Here is a 17,134-nt window from a genome sequence, read left to right on the forward strand (position 1 = left end):
GTGGGCGAGATCGGCCGCATGAACGCCTCGATTGCGCTGCTCGATCCGCGCATCGCGCGCCTGGCCGCCCAGCTTGCCGAGCTGCGCCAGTTCGACCAGCGGCTGCGCGCGCAGCCGCCGCGTGGGGCGGCGGTGGCGCCTGCCGCGCCCGCCACGCGCTCCGGCGACGACGATGGCGGCGAGGGTGGCCCCGCGCTCGCGCCGCGCCACTGTGTCGAGGCGTCCGCCGCGCGTGCCAACGCGCACGCCGTCAATGGCGAAGTCGACTGCATGGCCGCCACGCTCGGCGCGCTCGAGCAGGCCGTGGCGCAGCACGAGGCGGCGTGGGACGCGTTTCCGGGCCGCCGCCCCACCGTGGCAGGCCGGCCCGGCTCGCCGTTCGGCAACCGCATCGACCCGTTTACGCAGCGCCTGAGCTTTCATCCGGGGCTCGATATCGTCGCGCCCACGGGCACGCCGATTCTCGCCGCCGCGGGCGGCCGCGTCATCTTCGCGGGGCAGAAGTCGGGCTATGGCAACGCGGTGGAGATCGATCACGGTAACGGCTTCGTGACGCGTTACGGGCACGCCTCGAAGATCGACGTGCAGGTCGGGCAGGTCGTGCTGCCGCGCGAGCATATCGCTGACGTTGGCTCGACCGGGCGCTCGACTGGCCCGCACCTGCACTTCGAGGTGATCGTGAAGGGCGTGCAGGTCGATCCCAAGGACTATCTCGATCTCTTCAGCGCGTACCGGGACGCAAGCGAAGCGGCCAACCGCGCCGTGAGCGGAGCCGCAAAGGGAGCAACAAGCGGAGCCGCAAGCGGCGCGGGAGGCGCCAATGGCTGACCCACGGCGTTCGGCGCGCCAGCGCCGCGACGCGCAGCGCGCTTTCGAGTTGCAGCCGGTGCGCTCGCGCGCATGGCGCTGGGGCGTGGCGCTCACATGGACCGCCGTAGCGGCGGCGGCCGGCGCGGGGGTCACCGCATGGGCGCTGTATGCCGATGACGGCGGCCGTTGCCCGGTCGTCGCGCCCGATTTGCTGCAGACGCGGCTCTCCAACACCGAGCTCGCGCTGGAGCAGGAGCGCGCGGCGCGCTCGGCCTTGCAAAAGGCGGCGGACGCGGCGCAGGCCGAGGCCGCGAAGCTGCAAGCCGAGCTCACGTTCCTGCGCGGCCACGGCGCCCGCCCGAACGCGCACTGATCCCGCGCGCGTGCTTGATCGCGAGATCGACCAGACCCTTTCAGACCAAACGCAACGAAACACAACACAACCAAACGCAACGGTGTCACCCATGTTCAACAAGAAGAAACCCCAGCCGGGCATCGCCCAAACGAAGCTCGCGACCTTGATTGCCGAGGATGTCCGCATCACGGGCAATCTGGAATTCGCCGATGGGCTGCGGCTCGACGGCCAGGTCAACGGCAATGTCAGCAGCAAGGCAGGCGCACAGACGCTGCTCGTGCTGAGCGAGCGCAGCAGCGTGCAGGGCAACGTGCACGGCTATGACATCGTGGTCAACGGGCGCATCGTCGGCGACGTGATCGCCGATCATTTCGTCGAGCTGCAGGCGAACGCGCACGTGGTCGGCAACATCTACTACCAGCAATTGCAGATGGATTGCGGCGCGAGCGTGGACGGCAAGCTCACGAAGCGCGACCCGGGCGAGGCACCGAGCCTGCTGCTCGATACCTCCGTCGTGGACGTCGAGGTCCACAGCTGATTCCTGAAGCGGTGTGTGCAGGCTCGCGCGGTTTGCCGCGATTTCCCGAGTTTTCCGTTACACTGCACGGCATGTCACGTCAGCCGAATCCCTTCGTCACGTTGTTCGCCGTCGCCGCTTCGAGCGCGACGCGTGCGTGCGCGCAGGCTTCGCGCCCGTGCCTGGTAGCCAAAGCCAAAAAACAGCCGCTCATCTGACCGGAGCTCGCTGTTCCGTCGGATGTGCGATGGAACGGCCTGCCGGCGGCGCCCCGCCTCTTTCTCCCTCCTGGCTTGCCCGATTCCCGCGTACGGTTCGACGGACCTTCCATACGGTCGCGTTCAAGGGAAAGTCATGTCTTCGTTTTCGGGTATCTGGATTCCGCTCGTCACACCGTTCAATCGCGGCGCCGTCGATCACGAGGCGCTCGACGCGCTCGTGCGCCACTATGCGCAGGCGGGTGTAGCGGGCTTTGTTGCGCTCGGCACGACGGGTGAGCCGGCCGCGCTCGACGACCGCGAGCAGGACGCCGTGCTCGCCACCGTGCTCGCGAGCGCGGGGGGCTTGCCGGTGGTCGCGGGCGTGAGCGGCAATCACACGCAGTCGGTGTGCGAGCGCATCGCCGCGCTCAACGAAACGTCGGTTGCGGGCGTGCTGGCGGCGGCGCCGTATTACATTCGCCCGTCGCAGGCGGGCGTGATCGGCCATTTCTTGGCGCTCGCCGACGCGAGCCGCAAGCCCGTGATCCTCTACGACATTCCCGCACGAACCGGCGTGCAGCTCGAATTGCCGACCTTGCTCGAGCTGGCGGGCCACACGCGCATCGTCGCGGTGAAGGATTGCGGCGGCTCGCTCGAGAAGACGCTCGCGCTGATTCTCGATGGCCGCCTGCAGGTGCTCTGCGGCGAGGACATCGAAATGTTCGGCGTACTGTGCGCGGGCGCGAGCGGTGCGATTGCGGCATCGGCGCATCTGTTGCCGGAGCGTTTCGTGGCGATGGAGCGGGCGCTGCGCGAGGGACGTCTCGCCGATGCGCGTGCGCTTTGGCACACACTCGTGCCGCTCGTGCGCGCGGCGTTCGCGGAGCCGAATCCGGGGCCGGTGAAGGCGGCGCTCGCGCGGCGCGGGCTCATTCGCAATGAGCTGCGCGCACCGATGACTCGTGCAAGCGAGGCGCTGGAAGAGACGTTGGGAAGTATGGTGGCGTGAAACTTTGGCAAAAATCGCTGCGTGCGCGGCGCGTCCTGATATGTGGGACGCGCCGCAGGCCCTAGCTCGTAGCGCGCGCGGTGGCGGTGCTGCGCGCACGGCGCCGCGTGCGCGGGCGTTCGGCGTCCACTGCTTCGCCGTTGAGCAGAATGCGGCGGCCGGGCACGTGCTCCGCCACGAGGCGCGCGATGTCGAGCGCCGAGCTCTCGGCGGGCACGACCTGGCGGCGCGCGCCGTCGTCGAGCGGCGTGGTCCATTCGACGAGCCGATAAGCACGGCCCCATGGATTCTGCAGCGGCATGGAGACACGGCATGACGCAACGCGTGTAGTCGAGCCGTCGCGCAGCAGGGACTGCAAGTGCATCAGCACATCGTCGTCTTCAACCATGACCTCGCTCCTCCTCGGCTAACCGCACAAAAAAACGCCGCCGATGCTCCGGCGGCTCAACAGGGGTGAGCATATATTTGCAGCGAAGAATTAAACCAGGCTTAAAGAGGCGGTGCCGGCCATGTGCGATCGACGCGCGAGCCCGGCGCATACGGCTTTGAAGCGCGCGCGAACGCCCGCCGCGCGAACCGCGTCCGCGCGGGAGACGCAACTCGCTGGCGGGAGTGAGGCGAGCGATCAGTGCGGTTTTGCGCTGTTTTGTCGCAGGGTCGCGCGGACCTTGCGCGCGGCGAAGAGCGGGAGATAGTCGAGGATGCGTGCGTCGGCGCGATAGTTGTCGAGCGCGTCGGCGTAGATGCGGGCTACCGTTTCCTCAGGGGTATTGGTCTCTTCGGCGATGCTGTGGACGATTTGCTCGGCGTCGACTTGGGGCATGGTGGTTCTCCAGTCAGCGAGGGGACGAGGCAGGCGGAGATGCCATTCAAGGACAAACTCGTGCGCGACGCCAATTGAATCGGCCTATGGAAAGGCGGCAGGCTGCGAAAAAGCGCGCGCGCAAATGCATCGTCCCCGGCCAGGGCATGCCGCCCTGGCCGGGGACGAGTGAGTGAAGCTGATCGCGATGCGGCGTTCGCTGCTTACGCCACGTTCTCGAGCGACGGATAGTCCGTGTAGCCGGTCTCTCCGCGCGCGTAGTAGGTCGACGGATTCGGCGCATTGAGCGGCGCGTTCATTTCGAAGCGGCGCGGCAGATCCGGATTCGCGATGAAGAGCTGGCCCCAGGCGACGGCATCGGCTTCGCCATCGGCGAGCACGCGTTGCGCCGCTTCCAGTGTGAACTTTTCATTCGCGATGTACGGGCCGCCGAATTCGGCCTTCAATTGCGGGCCGAGACGGTGTTCGCCGAGCGACTCGCGTGCGAACAGGAACGCAATCTTGCGCTTGCCAAGTTCGCGTGCGACGTAGCCGAAAGTTGCTGCGGGATTCGAATCGCCCATCGTGTGCGCGTCGCCGCGCGGAGCGATGTGTACGCCCACGCGATTCGGCCCCCAGACGTCGATGCACGCGTCGGTGATTTCGAGCAGCAGGCGCGCGCGATTCTCAATCGAGCCGCCGTAGGCGTCGGTGCGCTGGTTGGTGCTGTCCTGCAGGAACTGGTCAAGCAGATAGCCGTTCGCGCCGTGAATCTCGACGCCGTCGAAGCCCGCGGCTTTCGCATTGAGCGCGCCCTGGCGGAATGCGGCGATGACGCCGGCGATCTCATCGGTGGCGAGCGCGCGCGGCGTGACGTAGGCGCGCTGCGGACGCACGAGGCTCACGTTGCCCTGCGCCGCGATGGCGCTCGGCGCGACGGGCAATGCGCCGTCGAGGAACAGCGGGTCCGAGATGCGGCCCACGTGCCACAACTGCAGGAAGATGCGCCCGCCCGCGGCATGCACGGCCTCGGTCACGAGCTTCCAGCCCTCGACCTGTTCCTGCGACCAGATCCCCGGCGTTTCCGCGTAGCCCACGCCCTGCGGCGTGACCGAGGTCGCCTCGCTGATGATGAGGCCCGCCGAGGCGCGCTCCGCGTAGTACTTCGCCATCAGTGCATTGGGCACGCGCGCCTCGCCCGAGCGCTGGCGCGTGAGCGGCGCCATGATGATGCGGTTGGGCAGCGTGAGGTCGCCGATTTGAATGGGGTCGAAAAGCGTTGCCATGTGTTCACCTTGTTGCGGGCGCGGCCCGCGGCCTTGAATCGATACGGGAAATGAAGCCGGCCTTGCCGGTCGGCTTGCGACGATGCTCGCCGTCACAACTGCTTGCTCACGAGGGCCAGAAACGCCTCGATAACCGGCTCGTTGCGCTTGAAGAACACCCATTGACCGACCCGTTTCGACGTGACGAGCCCCGCCTTCTGCAGCGCGGCCAGATGCGCCGACACCGTGGATTGCGAGAGCGCGCAGTGCGCGTCGATCCGGCCCGCGCAGACGCCGTGCTCGAGCGGGAGCTCCTGATCGGCGAAATGGACCTTCGGCTCGCGCAGGCACGCAAGGATCTCGCGCCGCACGGGGTTGGCCAGCGCCTTGTAGATCGCATCGACGTCGACGTCGAGCGTTGGGGTCGGTTGGGATTTCTTCATGGACGTTGCATCGTGACTGTGCGAATCATATATCGCATTTTAACGATATGGGCGATGACACTGATTTCAAGAGGGTTGTGAGTTATCGACGATGCGCTTGAGATCATGACTTCGCTGAAGGAGTCGCCGCGCTACTCGACATGCACATCGCCGCAAGTCCCTTCGAAGCCGCCGAGACGCAGCTTGCCTTGTTGTTTTTGAAAAGGGGCTGCAGACCGACCCGCAATTCAGTGGCGGTACAGGTCTGCCAGGAGTTCGGGCGATGCGCGGCGTGCCGTCGTGCGCTTTGCGATGAACCCTACGCCAGTGTGTCGATAGTGGCGCCATTTTCCATAGGGTGTGCTCGCATGAGCCGCTACTTTCAGGCGCTCGCTACGGCCGACGTAAGTGGGACTCGCAAACGCCGCGTGAGACGACACCCCCATCTCGTTGGCGTTTGCCTCGGCGACCATGGTGGGTGCTTCGGGTTGCGCTTCGGACGGATCGCCGCGCAGCGCGATGGCCGCGTGAGTTGAGTCGTTCACGCAATCCCAGCGGCCAGCGAGTGCGCAGTCGTGCGCCTGGGCGAGCAGCACCCTGACTGGTCCGATCACTTCGGCCGGCATCAGACGGCGTATCGGTGCCTGTACGCTGGCCAGCCAGGCGGCGCTGGACGCGTCAGGCGTGCCGGATGGTGGACTACGCAACCGATGCGTGTGATCGTAGCCGATGCCGACAGTCAGGACGATCAGATAGAACGCGACGCTCAACGCAACGCTGAGCCCGGCTCCCGACGTAACGGGAGACAGCAGGCTGTCGCGTTCGATTTCCTCCTTGCTGTGTGCAGGCTCGTCTGTCGAGCGGTCTTCGGGCGAGTTCGGTATGGTCATGGCTCGGGTGTTTCGTGAGAAGCGGACCGTGCAGACCGTGCGCCTTTCAAACCTGTCTGACGCTTACCACTTGATCTGGGCATTCATGGTGCCAGTCTGAACGATTTCGAATTTCATCTCGCCGCGGTAAGTACCTTCGATACGGTAGTCCGCTTCCGGCACGGAAAACAGGCAATGCGGACCCGCGGCGATGAAATCCATCAGCACACGGCCGTGGCGCCTAACCTTGACGGAGACTTCGGTCAGCAGCGCGCCGCTCGACGAGGAGACAAACGTCACACCCAGGTTGAAGGGATGTTGAGGGTCGGGTGACGTTACGTGAGCGTCGATGTTTGTGTTACCGCAGACGTAATAGAGCATCTGTTGCTGAGCCGCCGGAGAAGCCGTTTGGTTAGCGGGCGCGGTGGAAGCAGGTGGAGCGGTGGGTGCCATGGGTGCCGCTTGAGCGGGCGGAGCCATTGGCGTAGTGGCTTGCGAGTTTTGCGCTCCAACGGGTCTCGCGATCTGTGCCCAGGCAGATACCGCATACGCACTGGTGATGAGCACGAGGCTCACCGGCACAAGCAGACCTCGTTTCTTCAAGGTCCCCATGGTTATCTCCCCCTTTGATGTGCAACTAGGATAGGGACCGCGGGGGCGAAAAGCAACCGCTCACGGTCGTCAGTAATTTATGCCACGTCCGGCAACTCAACCACGGAATGCAGGTACATATAGCAGCATAGTTGTGTTAACCAGGTGAAGAAGAGCGCGGAGTTGTAACCGGATGAAACGTGCTGATGGATCTCGCATAAGCGTGCACTAGAGTGTGGTCATGTGCTCACGGACCGGTAGCAATTGAAGTGCCGCACGCGCCTGGTGCGGGTAGCGTTGAAACACACCTGCAACGCTTCGATGTTTTGATCTCAGGTGTTGTCCCGATACTGTGTCTATCGGGCAATGGCAAGGACGCCGCAAGCCGGATGTTCCAGATCTGCCGATTGGCGAGCGTACCGTAGCGCTCGATATCCTTTGATGTACTAACTATGTCTTCGCTGCTTGAACAGCGAAGAGTAGACCGGCCGTGATTGGAGCCTGACTCCATATTTGATTGAGTCCGCAAAAAAAATATTTCATCGCTCAGATGACTGACGAGTGAAGACACCACTTGCCGCGCGGGCGGGTGATGCTTGGGGCGTCCCGTGCCACGAGTTGAAAGGTTCGCCCGTTGACTGACACTCACGATCGCTGTGCTCGCGTGAGTGGTATTGCCTTGGGATGTTACGGAGAAGCGATATTCGTACGCCAAAAGCGGTACGACATTTGCAGGAGCCGTGTCGTGTGTCGTATTCAACGACAACGAACAGCAAGGGGCAAACAAAAATGGTCGAGAGCAAGCGTTTGTACACGTCGCCTCGGCGGCGTCCACTGAGTGTATGCGCGCCGGCGGCGGTCATGCTTTTGTCAACCTATGCAGTACTCGAAAGCAAGGACGCTCTCGCGCAGGAAGTCGACGCGGCCAAGCCGGTGGTGTTCATGGTTGCACTCGCGGACGATGCCGCGAGCAGCGATCCTGTTGCACGCCCCGTGACGACCGACGCTTCGGGGAGCACCGTGTATGCCGTCGCGGCCTCGACGGACGTGCCCCAAAACACCGTGAGCGACACTACTGGCGTTCCGGTTTCGTCTCCTCCCGCTGCTCCCGCGCCAGTGCAGCAAGCGCAGGAAAATAGCTCCACGCAGCCTGGACCGCAACCCCCACCGCAACCCGCACCGGTTGCGCCGCAAATGCAGTTGCCCACGACCGGCAACGGTCCGCAGCCCGGCGAAGATTTGCGCCATCAGATCTTTGGCCTCGCAACGAGTGGCGGCGCGAACCGTGCGCTCGAAGAAGCCAGGAAGCGCCCCGATGTGTTCTCGCCAGTCGATCTCGCGGAGATCGAGGAACTCGCGATCCGGCAAGAAGTGCGGGGCGGCCGCTCCAAGGTTCGCGCAATGACGAGCACCGACCGCTTCGATTCGCTCGATGCCGCCATTCGTCATGCGGAAGAGTTCGACAAGCATCTGCCGAATACGCCGGAGTACGCGCAAGTGCGCGCATCGCTTGCCGGCGACCGCACCGTTGCGTATGCCGCGCGCGGGCGCATGGAAGACGCCGTCGCCGTGTTCGAAACCATCCCGCAGAATTCGGAGGTGTCGGCCGAGGCCCTTGCGTCGGTGGGCGACGCCTATTCTTATTTACAGGAGCCGGCCAAGTCGGAGGTGGTGTATCGCCGTGCCATCGAAGAGACGCGCGCGGGGCCCGCCGACGCTGCAACGCTCGGCTACCAGTACGGCTCGCACACGCGTCTGATCGATCTGCGCGAAGGCCTGTTCTATGCACTCACCGATCAGAACAAATATACGCAGGCCCACCAGGTGCTCGACGACATTCATGCCGGCCTGCCGCCGGCCGACGAGGTGCATCCGTGGGATCCCGCTAACGACGACTATCTGCGCTACTACCGTCTGCTCGCGCAGTATCAGATTTACATTGGCCAGACGAGTGAAGGCATGGCCGGATTGCAGCGGCTCGAACAGCAGGTGCCGTTCAACGCGGAAGTGCGCGACGCGCAGGCCGACGCGGTGCTCGGCACGGGCCAGACGCGGCACGCACGCGACATGTATTCCGTGACGTTGACGGATCATCCGGACAACATCGAGGCACTGGCCGGTCTCGGGCGCGCATCGATTGCGCTCGAAGACTATGCCAACGCGCACCGGATCAATACCGCTTTCGATGACACGTTCCCCGAGAACGGCTCCGTGCGCAGCTTCAAGCGCGACTATCAGGCCTACCTCGCGCCGGTTTTGACGGTCGACGTCAACGGCGAGCATGGTGCCTCGGCGCTGGCGGACAACGAGTTCAGCATCGACACGACCCTGTATTCGCCGCCGATCTTCGACAACTGGCGCGTCTTTTCCCATACGTTCTATGGCTATGCGAACACGGACATCGGCAATGTCAGCCGGACCCGCACCGGTGTTGGCGGCGATTATCGTAATGGCGCGCTGACTGTGACCGGCGAGGTGACGCGTTCGATGGGCAGCGATGGACGAACCGGTGGCAACGGCGAAGTCTCGTATGCGTTCAACGACTATTGGTCGGCGAGCGCCGGCGTCGACAGCGACAGTAACGCGCTGCCCATGAAGGCGTACCTCAACCATATCTGGGGGAAAACCGCGGAGGCCAGCCTCAATTTCACGGACACCGATCAGCGTTCGGCGTCGCTGTCTTACACCGCTGCGCGCTACAGCGACTCGAACTTCAATCAGGAGATCGCGTTGAGCGGGACGCAGCGCGTATTCACGACGGCGAACCAGTTCGTGAATATTTCGCTGAACCTCAGTACGGATAGCAACACGATTACCAATGCGGCTTATTTCGCGCCTTCGCGCGACTACACCGCGGAAGTGGTCGCCATGCACCAATGGGCGATCTGGCGCAGCGGGGAGAAAGACCTGGTGCAGCGTTTCTATTTGACCGCGGGCGCCTATAACCAGCGCGGCTTCGGTACGAGCGCGGAAGTGGGGGCCCGTATCGAACACGCGTGGACGTTCAGTCACGACATCACGCTCAAGTATGGCTTCGGTGTGCTCAGTCACACGTACGACGGAACGCGTGAATTTTCGGAGATCGCCTATGCCACGCTCACGGTTCCCTTCTGACCTTGAAATCCGAGAGGAGGCGGGCGATGCAATCTCGTCGAGGTTTTATTTGTAGCTGTCTGGGTGCGATGGCAGGCTGTTCGCTGTTTCCATCGCTGGCGCCCGCGAAACTGATCGACATCCTCCCGCCGGCCGATCCGGCCGATGGCAAGACTTTTCGCGTGATCTGCTTTCACGACGTGCGCGACAACCTGCGCGCCGAGTTCCATACGAACAGCATGATCGACCCGTATGCGGTCGACACCGGCACGTTGACATCGATTTTTTCGTGGCTCGATACGAACCATTACAACCCGGTGACGTTCAGCGCGATTGTGGCGTCGCGCAGCGGTGGCGCGCCATTGCCGCCGCGCGCCGTGCTGCTGACTTTCGACGACGGCTTCAAGAGCCACCATGACAAGGTGCTGCCGCTGCTGAGGCAGTTCAGGTATCCCGGTGTCATGGGGATCGTTACGTCGTGGATCGATACGCCCGCAGATTCGGGTATCCGGCTATCGGACACCGTGGTCGTGCCGCGCGACACGTTCATGTCGTGGGACGACTTGCGCAACGTGGCGTCGTCGGGGCTCGTCGAGTTGGCGTGCCATACGCACGACCTGCATCACGGCGCCGTTGCTAATCCTCAGGGCAACGAACTGCCGGCGGCCACTTCGCATCTGTACCTGAAAGACCAGCAGCGCTACGAGACCGATGCCGAGTTCGAGTCGCGCGTGCGTGGCGACCTGGGCAATTGCATGCGTCAGGTAAAGCAGCAGACGGGCGTGTCGATCCGCTCGATGGTATGGCCTTATGGGGCGCAGAATCTGACCGTGCGCACCGTGTCTGCGCGCCTTGGCATGCCCACGCAGTTTACGCTCGAGTCTGGTCCGAATACGCCGGACATTCCGCTCGATCGCCTGCGCCGCATTCTTGCGACGTACGACATCGACGTGGGCGATTTCGAGCGCTCGATGCGCGAGCCTGCTCAAAACCGCGGCGAAATCAATCCGGTGGAGCGCCCCGTCGTGGTATCGCTCGACGATGTCTACGATCCTTCGCCCGACGCGCAGGAGAAGAAGCTCGGCGCGCTGATCGAACGCATGTATCGATTGAAGCCGAGTTCGGTTTACCTGCAGGCCTATTCGGATCCTTCGCGCTCGGGACTGGCGCGCGCGCTCTATTTCCCGAACCGGCATTTGCCGATGCGCTCCGACTTGTTCTGCCGCGCGGCCTGGCAGTTGAATACGCGCGCCAATGTGGAGGTTTATGCCTGGATGCCGGTGCTCGCATACGCGGTGCCGGAGAAGCTCAACGGGCGCGTCGAGTTCGTCACGGCGGCCGCGGGCAGCACCTTGCCGCCCGGCGCGTCGGGCGTGCCCCGGCTCAGTCCTTTCGATCCGGCGGCGCGCGCCTACGTGCGCGATCTGTATGAGGACCTCGGCAAGTACTCGGCATTCAACGGCGTGCTGTTCGGCGAGGACGCGATGCTCAGCGATTTCGAGGACGACGGGCGGCACGCGCGCCAGACCTATGCAAGCTGGGGCTTGCCGGGCAATGTCGAGCAGATTCGCGCCAATCGGGAGACGATGAAGCGCTGGGGCACGCAGAAGACCCGCTATCTGCTCGACCTCACGAAGGAGCTGCGCCAGATCGTGCTGGACAGCCAGAACAGCGACGAAGTGCTGACCGTGCGCACGATCTTTCCCGATGTCTTGCTGGACCCAGGCAACGAGCCGCGCTATGCGCAAAACTATCCGACCTTTGTGAGCGCGTACGATTTCGTGGGTCTGCTCGCGATGCCGTCGCGACAGGGCATCACTTCGGTGGACAGCTGGCTCGACAAGCTCGGCCGGGTGGTGCAGGCCGTGCCGGATGGCCCGCGCCGCACGGTCTTTCTCCTCGAAGCAACCGATGCCCAAACGGGCGACAGTGTGCCGACCGCGCGCCTGACCGATCAGATGCGCCATCTGCGCGAGGAGGGCATGGTGAGTTACGGGTACTACCCCGACAACTTCGCACGCGATCTGCCGAATGCGGTCGCATTAACCGACGTCATGTCGACGCGCCAGCGCCTCGATCCCGCAGCGATCAATGTGCTGCTCAAAGGTGCTCAGGCCGGAGGGGTACGGCAATGATGCATATCGTGATCAACCGGCTGCAGGACTTTATTTTCTTCTACCCGTTCTTCATGTCGTATCTGTGGATGATCGGGGGGACAGTGCATTTCCTCGCGCTCGAGCATGGACGGTCACGCTCGCCGAGCGCATTGAGAATGGCGGGGATGCCGAAGGTGGCCGTCATTGTGCCGTGCTTCAACGAAGAGATGAATGCACGCCGCGTGTTTCATCATCTCGCGACACTGAAGTACCCCAATTACGAAATCATCGCAGTCAACGACGGCAGCCGCGACCGCACGGGCGAGGTACTGAACCAGCTCGCCGCCGAAATTGCGCATCTGACCGTTATTCACCATTCAAAGAACGAGGGCAAGGCGATTGGCCTGACCACTGCCGCGTCGCTCACCAACGCGCCTTACCTCATGTGCATCGACGGCGACTCGCTGCTCGGCGAGGATGCGATCGAATGGATGCTCGAGCACTTCATCTCCGACCAGAACGTGGGCGCGGTGACCGGCAACCCGCGCATCCGCACGCGCACGTCGCTGCTCGGCCGCATGCAGGTGGGCGAATTTTCCTCGATCGTCGGACTGATCAAGCGCACGCAGCAGGTCTATGGACGCATCTTCACCGTCTCGGGCGTCATCACGATGTTTCGCAAGAGTGCGCTCGCCGATGTCGGCTACTGGAGTTCCGACATGCTGACCGAGGATATCGACATCAGCTGGAAGCTGCAGTGCAACGACTGGCGTGTGGCCTACGAGCCGCATGCACTGAGCTGGATCCTCATGCCGGAGACGCTCAAGGGGCTCTACAAGCAGCGCCTGCGGTGGGCCAAGGGCGGCATTCAGGTGTTGTTCAAGTATGCGGGCAGGCTCCTGTTCGGGCAGCGCCTGATGATGTGGCCGCTTTTTGTCGAGTACGCGCTCGGCATCGCCTGGGCCTATTCGATGGCGTTCATTCTGCTGCTCTCGCTTGTCAACGCGTTCTACACGTTGCCGCCGGACTGGCACGTCTCGCTGCTGCCGCACTGGCACGGCATGCTGCTGGTGGCGACCTGCGTGCTGCAGATCATCGTCGGCTGCGTGATTGACCGGCGCTACGACGAGAAGCTGCTGCTCTACGTGATGGACACCGTCTGGTATCCGCTTGCATTCTGGTTGATCAACATGGTCACCACTGTCGTTGCGCTGCCGGTCATCGCCTTCGGGCGCCGCGGCAAGCGCGCAGTCTGGACTAGCCCTGATCGAGGTATTCAACATGAACAGCACGCCCGTCATTGACCTCTCCCTGCACGCCCCGCAACAGATCATCTCCGACAAGGGCATCGCGCGCGGTGTCCTGCTGGTTCTGTGGTTCAGGCTGCTGCGGCCGGCCTGCGTCGGCTCGATGTGGGCGGGTATTACGATCTACGCCTATCGCTATCTGTTGCCGTTCGAGGAGGGCGACCTTTCCTGGCCCGAACTGGTGTCGTATTTCGCGGCGATTGGCGCCATCGCCTCGGTTTTGACGATGTGGATGATACTCGCGCGCGTGGCGCACCCGTTTGCCTCGAAGTCGCGCACGCAGCGTCTGCTGCGCCGCAAGGCCGGGCTGACGGTCGAGCCTGGACCGTTCGCCGGGGCCGCTTCGCGCGAGTTGAACTCCGTAGCCCGGGTGTTCGTGGCCTCGCATGACGCAAATGGGCTGATCGCGGCGCTGCGCGTGCTGTCTGTAGCGGGAGCGGCTACGAGTGGTGGGGGCGCTGCGGGCGAGCGCGAATCCACGGGGTGCACCTACGGCAACCCGAAGCAGACGGTGTACACGGTCGCGGCCAAGCCGTCGCTCCGGACGCCAAGGCATTGAGTGGGCAGGCCGATGCGCTGCCACGGCAAAGCGGACGCCGACATGGATCGCACCATCGAGCGTGCCGGGCGCCGCCGCCGATCCGGCTGGCTGGCGGCGGCCGGATTTGCCCTCGCGGTCGCGCTGTATCCAGCGTCCAGCGGTAGCGCCAGCGCTCAGGTGGTCACTGCGCGGCAGGCGCCGCCCGGGGCGGTGGTGGCCGTGCCGGCGCTCGGCCTCGGCGACGAGCGGCGCTTCATGCACGGCATCGGGTGGGCGAGCGCCGGCGGCGACAAAAGCTGGGTCTTCTTCAGCAGCTCGGGTCTGCCGCCACGCGGTGCGAATCGTGACGGCAGCTGGCCGCACGACGTCTATGTTGGCGCGTGGTCGCCGGGGCATCCGCGCCTCGCGGGCGTGCATATTTTCATCAGCCGTCCGGAGGCGCAGGAGCCCGTGTCAGTCGCGCAAAACACCCAGGGCAATATCTTCGTCAGCTTCGAGGACGGCTGGAACACGCCGAACGAAGTCAGCCAGCGTTACGGCGTCTATCGATCGAACCTGGCGCCCATCAAGCCCTATCCGAACGATGTCGAGTCGGGCGGCCATTCGGGTCATGTGGCCGCGGTTGGCGAGCGCTTCGTCGTGTTCTATTCGGAAGACTGGGTGGACGGTGGCGGTGTCGACAATCTCGGCACCGGCAACGGCGTGTATGTGAAGGTCTACGACGGCTCGGGCAAGCTGTTGCGGCACGAGAACGTGGCGGTACATGTTCGCGAATGGTGGCCCATGATTGCGGGCTCGTCGACCAAGGCGCTCCTCGTCTGGCAGAAGTACATTCCCGGCGAGATCGTCGCGCAACTGGAGTTTGCCGTGTACGACCCGGTGAGCGGCAAGCTCGAGCGGCCGGAGGATGGGGTTAATGTTTTCCGGGTGCAGTACTACACGTATGCTGCCGCCTGGGTGCCCGCTGCGAACCGCTTCGTGCTGGAAGCGACGCTGGACAACGGGCGCACTTCGATACTGCTGATCGACGAAGCCGGGCACGTCACGGCAAAACTCGAATGTCTGCCCGCCTCCGTGCGCGAGTCGAGCATCGCGGTGGATGGCAACGTCGCGTACGTGCCCACGCGCGATGGCCGCTTGATGGCGCTTGCGCTGACCGGAAGCACGATCGACCTGCACGGCATGATGCGTGCTCCGTTTGCATGGGGCAACACGGGTGCGATCGGTATTCCGTATGGTCCCGGCACGGTTCATTTTGTCTCGCTTTCGCCGGTTGGCTTGCGTGAAGCGAACTTCAACGTGCACAACGAGGTGGCGCCTTCCGCATCGGATCGCTGCGGCCCCGAGCGTGCAGCAAAGCAGTCGGATGTCTCGACGAACGACTAAGGGAGGCGATCATGTGCGGAATCGTTGCGGGCGTGGCCCAGCGCAACATCGTACCTTCGTTGCTGGAAGGTCTGAAGCGGCTCGAGTACCGCGGATATGACTCATGCGGCGTTGCGGTGCTCCAGCGCGGCGAAGCGCGCCGGGTTCGCACGCTCTCGCGCGTGTGCACACTGGAGGCCGACGCGCGCGCGCTCGACCTGGATGGCGCGACCGGCATCGCGCACACGCGTTGGGCGACACATGGCATGCCGGTGATCGACAATGCGCACCCCATCTTTTCCGGCGAGCTGATTGCCGTCGTGCATAACGGCATCATCGAGAATCACGAGCAGCTGCGCCAGTCGCTGCGTGCGAAAGGCTATGTGTTCACGAGTCAGACCGATACCGAAGTGATCGCGCATCTGGTTCACGAACACTATTGCGGGGATATTCTCGCGGCGGTACACAACGCGACGAGGATGCTGCAGGGTGCCTATGCGATTGCCGTGATGTGCCGCGATGTGCCGGGACGCGTGATTGGCGCGCGGCAGGGTTCGCCGCTCGTCGTCGGTATTGGGAAGGAAGGCGTTTTTCTTGCCTCGGATACGTTCGCGCTTGCCGGTAGCGCTGAACGATTCATTTATCTCGAGGAAGGCGATCTCGTCGATATCGAAGGCAAGGGCGTCAAGATCATCGACAAGGAGGGGCAAGCCGTTGCGCGCCGCGAGATTGCCTTCGTGCGCCATGCGTCGGATGCGGAGCTTGGCGCTTACCGCCATTTCATGCAGAAGGAGATCTTCGAGCAACCGGTGGCCGTTGCGCGCACGATTGCGTCAGTCACGGGGCGCGAAACGCATCAGGCGGGCATGCCGAAGCCGGAAGAGCTGGCTGAAGTAACGAATGTCGTGATGCTCGGCTGTGGCACCAGCCATTACGCGGCGTTGACGGCTTGCGGCTGGTTCGAGCACTTTGCCAACGTTGCCGCGCGGGCCGAGATTTCCAGCGAGTATCGATATCGCGATTATGTTTCGCCGGGCAATACACTCGTTGTCGCGGTTTCGCAGTCAGGCGAGACTGCCGATACGCTTGCCGCGCTGCGCTATACGCAGTCGATGGGCGAGCAGCGAACGCTGGCGATCTGCAATGTCGCCGCGAGCGCGATGGTCAGGCAATGCCGCTGGTCATTCATCACAGAGGCCGGCCCCGAGGTGGGCGTGGCGTCGACAAAGGCCTTCACGACTCAGCTTGTCGCGCTCTTCATGCTCGCGATCCAGATGGGCAAACAGCGCGGGCACGTGAGCGAGAGCGAAGCTGAAAGCTACATGCGCCAGCTCACCGCGCTGCCGGATGCGATGCGCAATGTGCTGGCGCGCGAGCCGGAAATCATGGCGTGGGCCGAAGCGCTTTATCAATCCGATCACGCGCTCTTTCTCGGGCGCGGCACGCACTATCCAATTGCACTCGAAGGCGCGCTCAAGCTCAAGGAGATTTCCTATATCCACGCAGAAGGGTACCCCGCAGGCGAACTCAAGCACGGGCCGCTCGCGCTCGTAACCGATGCAATGCCCGTGATCGTGACGGCGCCCAACGATACGTTGCTGCACAAGCTGAAATCGAATATGGAGGAAGTGCGGGCGCGAGGCGGGCGTCTTTTTGTGCTCGCCGATTCGGACACGGGTTTGACGGTGGAGTCCGGCTTGCGCCTGATCCACATGCCGGCCTGGTTCCGGGCGCTTTCGCCGGTGCTGCATGTGGTGGCGCTGCAACTGCTCGCGTATCACGTGGCGTGCCTGCGCGGGACTGATATCGACAAGCCTCGTAATCTCGCGAAATCGGTTACGGTGGAATAGGGATTTCGGGCTTGGGTTGCTGGTGTGCCGACTGGAAATAGA

At 63.7% G+C, this 17,134-nt stretch carries 15 protein-coding genes and 1 pseudogene; 10 read left to right on the forward strand and 6 right to left on the reverse strand.

The features are described 5' to 3' along the window. From BO1_RS53405 to dapA, 4 genes are all read left to right on the forward strand, one after another. The coding region (locus BO1_RS53405; protein ID WP_156992472.1) for a M23 family metallopeptidase at window positions 1-828 on the forward strand (828 nt) is incomplete at its 5' end. Next, window positions 821-1,183, forward strand: coding sequence for a hypothetical protein (locus BO1_RS53410; RefSeq protein WP_043287250.1), 363 nt, complete (start codon window positions 821-823; stop codon window positions 1,181-1,183). The genes BO1_RS53405 and BO1_RS53410, both read left to right, overlap by 8 nt. A 91-nt stretch (window positions 1,184-1,274) precedes the next feature. Then, window positions 1,275-1,703 (forward strand): bactofilin family protein, encoded by a 429-nt coding sequence (locus BO1_RS30345; RefSeq protein ID WP_028220764.1) that lies wholly within the window; start codon window positions 1,275-1,277, stop codon window positions 1,701-1,703. 333 nt (window positions 1,704-2,036) lie between these two features. After that, complete coding sequence (dapA, locus tag BO1_RS30355; protein ID WP_028220765.1) at window positions 2,037-2,891, forward strand: 4-hydroxy-tetrahydrodipicolinate synthase; 855 nt, start codon at window positions 2,037-2,039, stop codon at window positions 2,889-2,891. Between the two features lie 154 nt (window positions 2,892-3,045). Here the strand turns inward: dapA and BO1_RS53415 are convergent. The 6 genes and pseudogenes from BO1_RS53415 to BO1_RS30385 all read right to left on the reverse strand — a co-directional run. Next, window positions 3,046-3,279, reverse strand: a pseudogene (locus BO1_RS53415) (DUF2866 domain-containing protein); the annotation flags it as partial. Between the two features lie 237 nt (window positions 3,280-3,516). After that, the gene (locus BO1_RS30365; RefSeq protein WP_028220766.1) at window positions 3,517-3,714 is read right to left on the reverse strand and encodes a DUF3562 domain-containing protein; all 198 of its coding nucleotides are present in this window, start codon (window positions 3,712-3,714) and stop codon (window positions 3,517-3,519) included. 203 nt (window positions 3,715-3,917) lie between these two features. Continuing rightward, entirely contained in the window at window positions 3,918-4,979 is a 1,062-nt protein-coding gene (locus BO1_RS30370; RefSeq protein ID WP_028220767.1) for an alkene reductase, read from the reverse strand. Between the two features lie 92 nt (window positions 4,980-5,071). Then, complete coding sequence (locus BO1_RS30375; protein ID WP_028220768.1) at window positions 5,072-5,401, reverse strand: ArsR/SmtB family transcription factor; 330 nt, start codon at window positions 5,399-5,401, stop codon at window positions 5,072-5,074. 227 nt (window positions 5,402-5,628) lie between these two features. After that, on the reverse strand, window positions 5,629-6,270 hold the full coding sequence (locus BO1_RS30380; protein WP_028220769.1) for a hypothetical protein: 642 nt from the start codon (window positions 6,268-6,270) through the stop codon (window positions 5,629-5,631). 63 nt (window positions 6,271-6,333) lie between these two features. After that, entirely contained in the window at window positions 6,334-6,861 is a 528-nt protein-coding gene (locus BO1_RS30385) for a hypothetical protein (RefSeq protein WP_245643941.1), read from the reverse strand. A gap of 840 nt (window positions 6,862-7,701) precedes the next feature. On the opposite strand from BO1_RS30385, the gene BO1_RS30390 reads away from it, so the two are divergent. From BO1_RS30390 to glmS, 6 genes are read left to right on the forward strand one after another with little or no spacing between them, the layout of a single operon-like run. Next, window positions 7,702-9,954 (forward strand): PgaA family protein, encoded by a 2,253-nt coding sequence (locus BO1_RS30390; RefSeq protein ID WP_063744729.1) that lies wholly within the window; start codon window positions 7,702-7,704, stop codon window positions 9,952-9,954. A gap of 26 nt (window positions 9,955-9,980) precedes the next feature. Continuing rightward, the gene (pgaB, locus tag BO1_RS30395; protein ID WP_028220772.1) at window positions 9,981-12,068 is read left to right on the forward strand and encodes a poly-beta-1,6-N-acetyl-D-glucosamine N-deacetylase PgaB; all 2,088 of its coding nucleotides are present in this window, start codon (window positions 9,981-9,983) and stop codon (window positions 12,066-12,068) included. Then, complete coding sequence (pgaC, locus tag BO1_RS30400; RefSeq protein ID WP_028220773.1) at window positions 12,065-13,333, forward strand: poly-beta-1,6-N-acetyl-D-glucosamine synthase; 1,269 nt, start codon at window positions 12,065-12,067, stop codon at window positions 13,331-13,333. Before pgaB ends, pgaC begins: the two co-directional genes overlap by 4 nt. After that, entirely contained in the window at window positions 13,311-13,895 is a 585-nt protein-coding gene (locus BO1_RS53420) for a hypothetical protein (protein ID WP_052409663.1), read from the forward strand. Before pgaC ends, BO1_RS53420 begins: the two co-directional genes overlap by 23 nt. Window positions 13,896-13,937: 42 nt before the next feature. Beyond that, window positions 13,938-15,263 (forward strand): PQQ-binding-like beta-propeller repeat protein, encoded by a 1,326-nt coding sequence (locus BO1_RS53425; protein WP_156992474.1) that lies wholly within the window; start codon window positions 13,938-13,940, stop codon window positions 15,261-15,263. A gap of 11 nt (window positions 15,264-15,274) precedes the next feature. Then, window positions 15,275-17,092 (forward strand): glutamine--fructose-6-phosphate transaminase (isomerizing), encoded by a 1,818-nt coding sequence (gene glmS, locus BO1_RS30415; RefSeq protein WP_028220774.1) that lies wholly within the window; start codon window positions 15,275-15,277, stop codon window positions 17,090-17,092. Window positions 17,093-17,134 lie beyond the last annotated feature (42 nt).

The sequence above is a fragment of the Paraburkholderia oxyphila NBRC 105797 genome (assembly GCF_000685075.1).
Classification (GTDB): Bacteria; Pseudomonadota; Gammaproteobacteria; order Burkholderiales; family Burkholderiaceae; genus Paraburkholderia; species Paraburkholderia oxyphila.

Coding starts and splice junctions, on each gene's coding strand:
- BO1_RS53410 (WP_043287250.1), top strand. CDS start 821: ATGGCTGACCCACGGCGTTCGGCGCGCCAGCGCCGCGACGCGCAGCGC.
- BO1_RS30345 (WP_028220764.1), top strand. CDS start 1,275: ATGTTCAACAAGAAGAAACCCCAGCCGGGCATCGCCCAAACGAAGCTC.
- dapA (WP_028220765.1), top strand. CDS start 2,037: ATGTCTTCGTTTTCGGGTATCTGGATTCCGCTCGTCACACCGTTCAAT.
- BO1_RS30365 (WP_028220766.1), bottom strand. CDS start 3,714: ATGCCCCAAGTCGACGCCGAGCAAATCGTCCACAGCATCGCCGAAGAG.
- BO1_RS30370 (WP_028220767.1), bottom strand. CDS start 4,979: ATGGCAACGCTTTTCGACCCCATTCAAATCGGCGACCTCACGCTGCCC.
- BO1_RS30375 (WP_028220768.1), bottom strand. CDS start 5,401: ATGAAGAAATCCCAACCGACCCCAACGCTCGACGTCGACGTCGATGCG.
- BO1_RS30380 (WP_028220769.1), bottom strand. CDS start 6,270: ATGACCATACCGAACTCGCCCGAAGACCGCTCGACAGACGAGCCTGCA.
- BO1_RS30385 (WP_245643941.1), bottom strand. CDS start 6,861: ATGGGGACCTTGAAGAAACGAGGTCTGCTTGTGCCGGTGAGCCTCGTG.
- BO1_RS30390 (WP_063744729.1), top strand. CDS start 7,702: ATGCTTTTGTCAACCTATGCAGTACTCGAAAGCAAGGACGCTCTCGCG.
- pgaB (WP_028220772.1), top strand. CDS start 9,981: ATGCAATCTCGTCGAGGTTTTATTTGTAGCTGTCTGGGTGCGATGGCA.
- pgaC (WP_028220773.1), top strand. CDS start 12,065: ATGATGCATATCGTGATCAACCGGCTGCAGGACTTTATTTTCTTCTAC.
- BO1_RS53420 (WP_052409663.1), top strand. CDS start 13,311: ATGAACAGCACGCCCGTCATTGACCTCTCCCTGCACGCCCCGCAACAG.
- BO1_RS53425 (WP_156992474.1), top strand. CDS start 13,938: ATGGATCGCACCATCGAGCGTGCCGGGCGCCGCCGCCGATCCGGCTGG.
- glmS (WP_028220774.1), top strand. CDS start 15,275: ATGTGCGGAATCGTTGCGGGCGTGGCCCAGCGCAACATCGTACCTTCG.